General features: G+C 46.7%; 3 protein-coding genes and 1 pseudogene. 2 read left to right on the top strand and 2 right to left on the bottom strand.

What is annotated here, in order from left to right; all coding sequences use genetic code 11:
* A partial coding sequence (locus tag APM_RS22355; RefSeq protein WP_039887304.1) for a hypothetical protein occupies positions 1–196 on the top strand: 196 nt, incomplete at its 5' end.
* Between the two features lie 248 nt (positions 197–444).
* Positions 445–1,347, top strand: coding sequence for a glycosyltransferase family 2 protein (locus APM_RS20025; protein ID WP_007421318.1), 903 nt, complete (start codon positions 445–447; stop codon positions 1,345–1,347).
* 12 nt (positions 1,348–1,359) lie between these two features.
* Here APM_RS20025 and APM_RS00100 read toward each other — a convergent pair.
* A pseudogene (locus APM_RS00100) lies at positions 1,360–1,617 on the bottom strand (transposase); the annotation flags it as partial.
* Positions 1,618–1,773: 156 nt separating this feature from the next.
* Positions 1,774–2,100: a transposase gene (locus APM_RS23040; RefSeq protein ID WP_050807156.1), complete on the bottom strand. Its 327-nt coding sequence runs from the start codon at positions 2,098–2,100 to the stop codon at positions 1,774–1,776.
* Positions 2,101–2,277: the final 177 nt, after the last annotated feature.

Genomic DNA, 2,277 nt, shown 5'->3' on the forward strand with positions numbered 1-2,277 from the left:
TTTATATGGCGTCGTCAGTACCCAGCATTATATCATTCTCGAGAGGCATCGCCTCGCTATTTTGGACATTTTCTCCCTAAACTTGGCGGCCTCAATGGCTGCCATTTTTATCGACGGTTCCTGGAGCCACATGGGGAAAGCAGTCGTGCCTGAGACTGACTTGACCGGCGGCCGAAGACAGCATCGGATGAGATGATGGGGATCCATCCCGCAGCCACCGCCCCTGCCCAGACACCCGCATCGTGCCGGGATTCAAATGCGTCACGCAACGAATCCAAACCCTGCAACCCGCCGTCAAAGCAGCATCACCCCCTCAAGTCGAAGGGGTATTTGCGGCTGTCCAGCCTTGATCCGCCATTGACAAAAATATAACATTAAATCAAAAATTTATCACATGTTCGCAAGTTCTCATGCATAGATTTGGCAAGGACAGCACAAAAGCCAATGAACTCCAAAATCTACGCCGTCATAGTCACGTATAACCCAGACATAAACACCTTATCAGAGTCAATAAAATATTTAATTGGTCAGGTTTATAGAATTATTATTGTTGATAATAATTCTATAAACTTTCAAGAATTAGATTTTTTATCTATAAAAAAAGGTATTATTCTGATTAAATTTTCAGAAAATAAAGGAATTGCATCAGCTCAAAATGAAGGTATACGATATGCCAATTCACATAAAGCAAAATATATTCTTCTGATGGATCAAGATTCAATTATTCCAAATGAATTGGTTTCGACTCTTTATAAAGAATGTCATGATTTGGAAATTAGAGGTATAAGAGTGGGAGCTGTTGGTTGTTCTTACAGGGATTCACAAGACGATAAGATAAATGTTGCTTGGAAAGCCAATGGATTAAAAATTAAAAAAATAGAATTGGATTCTAAAAAATCAAAAATTTTTGCGGTTGATTTTGTTATTGCCTCCGGCTCCCTTATTCCAATTTCAACTTTGAACAAAATTGGGCTAATGGAAGAAGGACTATTCATAGATCTTGTCGACATCGAATGGGGACTTCGTGGAAAATTTTATGGCTATCAGAGCTATCAAATCCTTACCAACATCATGATACACAAAATTGGAAACGGGCGGCAGAAAATATTTTGTAGGAATTTTATTATTCACAGCCCGATCCGAAATTACTACTATATCAGAAATAGAATTTTTCTAATAAAAAGGAATTATATTGAGTTAGCTTGGCGGCTTTATTTTGTTCGGCAGATTTTTCAATCTATTATATTATTTGGAATATTCCAAAAACAGAGATTATTGCGCATAAAATTAATTATATTAGCTATAAAGGATGGATTGATTGGACGATATGGACGATTCGGTTCTTAGAGCATTTTCCGATCAGGATGGATCATATCCAGCGGCGCTGAAGTAGTTTTTGGCTTCGGTGGGGGTGATGGTGTCGATGATCTGTCCGATTGCACTCCAGAGGCGGTCGATGGTGCGCTCGCTGGCTTTGCGCAGTATTGCCTTGATCTTCGAGAAGGCATTCTCGATCGGGTTAAAGTCGGGGCTGTAGGGTGGAAGATAGAGCAGGCTGGCGCCGGCGGCTTCGATCATCTCGCGGATGATGGGTGCTTTGTGGCTGCCGAGATTGTCCGGCAGTGTCAGGCCCGGGTTCGCGGTCATGAGGCAGACGTGAGGAAAGTCTGTCTATTTTCCGATGGATTTTCGATGCGGAAGCGGAGCGTGTATCTATGAGGCGGCCTTGGCCTGCGGCGGCTCGATGACTGTGAGCAGCTTCTTTGGCCCCAGTTAAACAGCGGTTTTTCCTAAGCAATTGAAAAGGCGTGTGAAATCGGGCGCACGCCGGAGCTGTGGCACTACAGGGCGGAACGCCGGCACATGCTCGTCCTGAATGAGCGCCAAGTGCCCTTCGCGGGCCTGCCGACGCCAGCCCCAGACCTGCTGCGGGCAAAGCGCCCAGCGCCGCGCAACCTCCGTCACCGTCGCTCCCCCACGAAGCGTCTCGGCAACAATCCGCGCCTTCTCCGCGTCCGACCACCGCCGTCGACGGCCCGGACCAGTCAAAACCTCAATCCGCCGAAACCTCGCCTTCGCGTCGTCGTTAATTACGTCCATAGAGACCGCTCGATGCCCAAACTTCGCACCGATCCAGCACAAATTACCCCGTCACCGGAAGAAGGGTTCCAGCACTCCGCTTACGGTCCATGACCACGAAAGTCAGTAATTCCGAGGAGCGCCGGATGTTGTCGCGCGATACAGCGTAAACCGCCACCGGGGCAGGCTATCAGTATT

Source organism: Acidiphilium sp. PM (assembly GCF_000219295.1).
GTDB lineage: Bacteria > Pseudomonadota > Alphaproteobacteria > Acetobacterales > Acetobacteraceae > Acidiphilium > Acidiphilium multivorum.

Bases quoted from the DNA above. Each gene is read 5' to 3' on its own strand.
- APM_RS23040 (WP_050807156.1), bottom strand. From the start codon at position 2,100: ATGGACGTAATTAACGACGACGCGAAGGCGAGGTTTCGGCGGATTGAG.
- APM_RS20025 (WP_007421318.1), top strand. From the start codon at position 445: ATGAACTCCAAAATCTACGCCGTCATAGTCACGTATAACCCAGACATA.